The organism is Ohtaekwangia sp. (assembly GCF_036568665.1).
GTDB lineage: Bacteria > Bacteroidota > Bacteroidia > Cytophagales > Cyclobacteriaceae > Ohtaekwangia.
Window position 1 is genome coordinate 1 of record NZ_DATCSD010000448.1, and the last position, 6,380, is coordinate 6,380.

Below are 6,380 nucleotides of genomic sequence, written 5' to 3' on the forward strand. Positions count from 1 at the left end.
TGGCTGGCGAAAATGATCGCCACCAGGATCTGATGCGCTGGGACAAGGCCGGTCTTATTGATATAGTAGCACACTATGCTATAGCGCGCGGACCTTTCAAACCTGCCCGTACATTTGTGCGTCCGAAACATTACTACTATCCGTTGCCACAACGTGAGATCGACTTGAGCAACGGGGTGTTGATCCAGAACGAAAATTATTAACAGAATTCATTTACCATCAGCGCAGGCCTATGTACCTGCGCTGATGTTTTATACCAATCTGTTCTTTTATGAAAATCAGGCTTGCTATAGTATATATACTGCTTGCCGTTGCCTGCACCAAGAAAGATAAACACGATCTGTTAGCCACCTGGAAAGTTGACTCAGTATATAATTACCACAACGGTTTTGACATGGTTACTTACGGAAGTGACCCGGAGATACTCTATCACTTTCAACCCGATGGACGTTTGCGCATGACGCTCGATAAAGAGTTTCGTTATGTATTTTACGAGTGGCACCAGGATACACTGGTATATCGTGATAACAATAACAACGTGGTGGAAAGACTTACGGTTTTAAAAGTTGATCAGCATCAATTGGTGGTGCAAAGAGCCAAGCTTCCGATCTTTCATGAAAAGAACCAGGATCGTTATGAGATCCGCTATTTGTCGCGGGTAAAAGAAGATTAGGCTGCGCGGGGTATCGTAAACATAAAGGAGCTTCCTTTACCGGGTTCGCTTTCAAACCAGATCTCACCTCCGTTTTTCTCTACCAATTCTTTACACAACGTAAGACCAAGGCCAGTACCCTTCTCGTTGGATGTGCCCGGAGTAGTAAATCCGGCAGTGCCGTTAAAGAGCTGCGATTGTTTTTCGAACGGTATACCTCTGCCGGTATCTTTTACGGTTATCCTGATATACTGCTCGTCATGCTCTGCTACAGAGAGCAACAACTGGTCGCCTGCGCGCGAAAACTTTATAGCATTGTTCATCAGATTGCGCAATACTATATCAACAGTAGCCTTATCTGCATATGCCAGTGCAGGCGATGTTACTGCGTTGGATACCGTTACCTGTTTGGTATCAGCCTGTCCTTTTACCAGGCGCACATTCTCTTCTACCACTTGTCTTAGATCAAAGCGCTCGGTTTGTAACGTAGCGCCATCCATCTGGCTCTTGGCCCAGTGTAACATATTCTCTACCAGTTGCACAGTTACATTGAGCTTCTCTCCTACCAGGTCGCTCATCAATACAATCTCTTCATTGGTCAGTGTACCTTCCTTCATTAACTCCACAAGACTTTGCAGGGAATGAAGCGGACTTCTGAAATCGTGACTGATAATGGATATAAGTCTGTTCTTAATAGCATTCAGTTTCTCCAGGTGTGTATTCTGCTCATCGATCTTCTGCTTTTGCGAGATCACCATCGCATTCCGTTCCTTTAGTAATTCGTTGAATTTCTTCCAACGCACGTTGGAGATGATCAGGTATATAATTACGATCGCGAGAATGATAACACCGGCTACATACGTTCGGAGCATAAACTTCTCCCGAACAATTTCTTTTTGCTGCAAGGCCTTATCTTTTTCCAGTAATTCGATCTGGTGCTGCTTCCGTTCAAGGTCGTGCTCTGCCTGCAGGTTATTGGCCTGACGTTCTTTCTCTATACTGAACAGATCTTCCTTCATCGCGATCTCGCGGTTACGATAATATAGCGCATGCTCCGCATCACCGGTTCGTTCATAGGCTTCGTAAAGTACATGGCAAGCATTTACAATCAATTCCTTGTTACCATCCGGTTCAGAGTTCTTCAGGCTTTGCTGTGCATAATATATACTTCTGCTATACTCTTTTTTGCCTGTATATACCTTCGCGAGTGAATTATAGCTAAAGGATATACCTTCTCGGTCGCCTAATGTTTGTGATAGTACCAGCGATTCATTCAGGTATTTCACAGCCTCATCATAATGGCCCATCAATTCGTTTATCTCCCCGATATTGAATAGTGTTATCGCCATACCGGATGAATCATGGGCGTTGACAGCGATCTGATAGGCATCACGACTATAGTCCAGTGCTTTATCGTATACCTTGCTGCGGGTATGCATATCAGCTATATTCACCAGCAACGGAAATATAGCGGCCGGTCCGTAGGGCCGCAGCAGCTTCAGCGATTTCTCAAAATTCTCGATCGCCTTTCCGGTATTGCCCATGCTGGAATATACTATACCAATGTTGTTATAGTTGTTTCCACTAAGTCCGTTTATGTGAAGTTCTTCGCTGATGCGCAGTGCCTGCAGGTGGCAGTTTAGTGCTTCCGGAAAATTGCCTTTGGAAACAAGCGCTACGCCCTTGGTAAGATACGCGTGTGCTATACCTCTTTTAAAGTTAATAGCTTTGGCAAGCTCCAGCGCTTTATCAGCCATCAAAATGGCGCTGTCGGCATTGCGATACCAGTAGTATTTCGAGAGCGAGTAGTATTGATTAACGCGGGTAGTATCGTGTGCCGGTTCCTTCAGCTTTTGCACTAATTGCGCAGGAGACTGTGCACCAGTCTGCGTTATTATCAAAAGCATCAATACCCCTATAGTCAGCAATACCCGCATGTTCTGCCTGATACGTTAAATCAAGCTCAAACTTAGAGAACAATGCGTTTATTCTACAGTTGAAATAAGAGTATACATTACATCGGAGGGCTAATGGTTTATTTCGGGTGATTTCATTCGTGTCATATTACTGCATCGGAACCGCCCGCGTGGTTCCGTCGGACTTTACAATCTCAACCTGCACTGGCTTACCTGAAACCAATTCTTTACGCGATGATTGCGAAAGATAACCGCAACCATAGTAAAACTCGATCCTTACTTTTCGGCCATCCGCATATACCACAGTCGCATATATATCGTCCGGCTCGGCAGATATTACATAGCCTATATCCTTGCTATGTACCAGCACACGAAGTGAATCGTTGTTTTGCGCGGCCACTAACCACCACCGATTATCACTTCCGGCAAGCGTTACTATACTCCGTGCAGCACCTTCAATCAATACTCCGCTTTTCTGTAACGTAATTGGTGACAATCTACCACTTCCATCACCCATCAATACCAATCCTTTGCCGGCATCATAACGACCGGTGAGAACATCGGCAGCATCGGAATTACTGCTCAGTATAGCATCGAGATGACCATCGTTGTTATAGTCGCCCGTAGTTATACCATATACCGGGCTTACCTGCGCGAGTAGCGGAAGTGGTTTAAGTTCCCATCCTGCATTTCCTTTATTCTCCAGGTAACTGCTACTGAAAGTACTGGCCTGTGTAACAGCAGGAGTGTGTTTTGTTTTCAGGATAAGGCTATCCATCGTTTCGGTTGAGTATACTTTATAACTAGGATACCTTTTCTTGAACGAAACAATCTGCTGAAACAGATCATCGCGCGGATGAGCCGGACGATTTATACCTTCTATATAGTATGCCAGCAACGCTTCGCGCACACCATCGTCATTAAAATCATCGGCATATATACTTACTGGGTTTTCTATGGATGTTTTATAACGCGAGTTCAGTCCCAGGTTACCCAATATATAGTCAGTATCGCCATCTTCATCGAAGTCGCCACCTTGTATACTGTTCCACCAGCCTGTTGATTGCGGAATTGGAGCAGGCTTCTGAAATATACCTTTATCGTTGCGGAAGATTGTGATGGGCATCCACTCTCCTGCCACTAACAGATCGAGCTGGTTATCACTATCAACATCCGTCCAGAGAGCACTGGTTACCATCCCTATATTTCGAAGGCCGGGTGCTAGGCGATCCGTAACATCCGTAAATTTACCATGATCATTTTGCAAAATATAGCTTTGCCCCGGTTCCGGATAATGATGAGGCCGATGACGACCACCTATAAACAGATCGAGATCACCATCGCGATCATAATCGGCTGCTATAACACACGAACCCGTGCCGCGAAACACCGGCAGTGCTGCAGCTTCATAACGAAAATTACCTTTACCATCGTTGAAATATAGCCTGTCCTGGTAATACGGAGACTCTGTTTCAAACTCATTGCCTCCACTCACTATATACAGGTCGTTATCTTTATCGCCATCCGCATCGAATAATAATACACCAAGATCTTCTTCAAATTTCTCCTGTTGTGTAAGCAGTTTGGATTGAAATGTGCCATTGCGTTGTTGTATAAAAAACTTTCCTGATTGGCGAAATGCTCCTCCCACAAAGAGATCATCCAGGCCATCTCCATTTATATCGCCCACCGCCATACCCGGTCCGTCTTCCGAAAACTTGTGCGGCACCAAAGGTTCGATCTTAAAATCCACATACTCGGTTTCCTGGTGTTTATATACTATACCTGTATTATCAGCCTGCGAGAATAGTTTGGATTCTGATGCATGATCAATAGTGGAAAATATAGTAGCCTCAACATATTTTACCGGTAGCACCTGGTTGGCTGGTATATTTTTTATACGTTGTTGTTTGCCATCAGGCCAGTATATAATCAGTGAATCGATCGTTGATTTCTTGCCGAGCCCAAAGTGAATTTCCGATTCCATCGTTGATTGATACCCCCGATAAGGAGAATGCTCTACAGACTGCAATGAATCTTTGCCTGTATATAGTACAACACGCACGCCATGTCCCTCCACATTCCCGGTCGGTCCCTGAAGCCGTAGCCGCAGATAATGATTGTTCGATAAAGTATTCGCATGATTTTCGTACAAACATGCAGGTCCGTTAATGTTACTGGTAATATAGTCCAGGTCACCATCGTTATCCAGGTCTGCATAGGCAGCACCGGTAGAATATACCGGAGTAGCTAGCCCCCACGCTATAGATTGATCTGAAAAAGTAAGGTCACCTTTATTCTTAAAACCAAATACCGGGAAGTGTGCACCTTCCAGGCTGTTGATTGCCTTGAGCCATTTCTTTTTGGCTGATTCATTATAGCCATCGTGTATAAATTCCTGCATGCGGTAACTCACAAAATCACGATTGGTTATATCGCGCGGATAACCATTGGTGATGAGCAGATCGCGCCAGCCATCGTTATCCACATCCATAAACAGCGGACTCCAGCTCCAGTCGGTCGCCTCCACACCTGCCAGTTGACCTACTTCACTAAAGATGGTACGACCACTTTCATCTTTACCACCATTCAATTGCAAGGTATTACGCATATACTGCGGCGTATACCCATACCGTACTTCTGAACGGTAACGATCGTAGTTCGTGGAGCCGAACATCAGCTTCTGCCGCTTGTTGCTGTGCGGCAGCATATCTACTTCTATAATGTCTGCCAATCCATCGTTATTATAGTCTGCTATATCATTGCCCATGGCCGAGTAACTGGTGTGGCCAAAATATATACCGGCACGATCGGTAAACGTTCCATCGTGATTATTGATATAGAGCAAGTCGTTCGACAGGTAATCGTTCGATACAAAAACATCGGGCCATCCATCCTCGTTAACATCCTGTATCGCTACCCCTAACCCATAGCCTTCTATAGTGATTCCCGCTTCTTTCGAAACATTGGTAAAGGTATAATTACCGTTGTTCCTGTATAAGCGATCGGTATTGATCATCTCTCCATGCAATCGCTTCGGGCGGATAACGTTGGGTCCTGTTTCATCGGTGGTGTTAGTGAGTATATATACATCCTGGTCGCCATCGCGATCGTAGTCAAAGAACGCGGCCTGCACAGAATTTCCTGTATCATCCAGGCCGTATGCATGAGCTTTTTCTGTAAAGGTATTATCGTGATTATTGATATATAGTTCGTTGGCGAGCAGTGCCGGTTTTTCAAATGGCCCGGCATAGCATACATATATATCCTGCCAGCCATCCTGGTTAATATCCACGATAGATACCCCGGTTGCCCATTTACCCAATGTAGCCAATCCGGCAGGTTTGGTAATTTCCTCAAACGTCAAATTACCTTTATTCAGATATAGGCGATTGCTCGACATATTGGCTGCGAAGAATATATCTTTCAAACCATCGTTGTTCACATCGAGTATACCAACACCGGCCCCGTTATAAAAATATTCGAAGGTGATAATGTTCAGGTTTTCATCATCATAAAGCTGATTCACAAAATCTATACCCGTACGTTCCGGAGGCAGTAATTCCAACAACGTCTGTTGTTTGCGTTCGGGTGCGCACTGCGCAAGCAGCCATATACTTACTATACAAACTATATATCGAACGAGATTACCTGCATTGTTCAAAACAGAACCGGGAGCACTATATATGGGCATACAGTATAGATTTACCCTAAGTTACAACCCTTATCCATCACTGCGATGCTTTTGGAATTATATATAACGGCTGTAGGGGTAAAGGCGAGGTTGCTGGTATTGGAGGATTGGGAGATTG

At 44.7% G+C, this 6,380-nt stretch carries 4 protein-coding genes; 2 read left to right on the forward strand and 2 right to left on the reverse strand.

What is annotated here, in order from left to right; genetic code table 11:
• On the forward strand, positions 1-203 hold a 203-nt coding region (locus VIN08_RS26570), incomplete at its 5' end, for a RagB/SusD family nutrient uptake outer membrane protein (protein ID WP_331972259.1).
• A 68-nt stretch (positions 204-271) separates the two neighbouring features.
• Positions 272-673 (forward strand): hypothetical protein, encoded by a 402-nt coding sequence (locus VIN08_RS26575; protein WP_331972262.1) that lies wholly within the window; start codon positions 272-274, stop codon positions 671-673.
• Here VIN08_RS26575 and VIN08_RS26580 read toward each other — a convergent pair.
• Both VIN08_RS26580 and VIN08_RS26585 read right to left on the reverse strand, forming a co-directional pair.
• Complete coding sequence (locus VIN08_RS26580) at positions 670-2,589, reverse strand: tetratricopeptide repeat-containing sensor histidine kinase (protein WP_331972265.1); 1,920 nt, start codon at positions 2,587-2,589, stop codon at positions 670-672. The two genes, VIN08_RS26575 and VIN08_RS26580, sit on opposite strands and share 4 nt — an antisense overlap.
• A gap of 127 nt (positions 2,590-2,716) precedes the next feature.
• On the reverse strand, positions 2,717-6,262 hold the full coding sequence (locus VIN08_RS26585; protein WP_331972268.1) for a VCBS repeat-containing protein: 3,546 nt from the start codon (positions 6,260-6,262) through the stop codon (positions 2,717-2,719).
• Positions 6,263-6,380 lie beyond the last annotated feature (118 nt).

Coding starts and splice junctions, on each gene's coding strand:
- VIN08_RS26585 (WP_331972268.1), bottom strand. CDS start 6,262: ATGCCCATATATAGTGCTCCCGGTTCTGTTTTGAACAATGCAGGTAAT.
- VIN08_RS26580 (WP_331972265.1), bottom strand. CDS start 2,589: ATGCGGGTATTGCTGACTATAGGGGTATTGATGCTTTTGATAATAACG.
- VIN08_RS26575 (WP_331972262.1), top strand. CDS start 272: ATGAAAATCAGGCTTGCTATAGTATATATACTGCTTGCCGTTGCCTGC.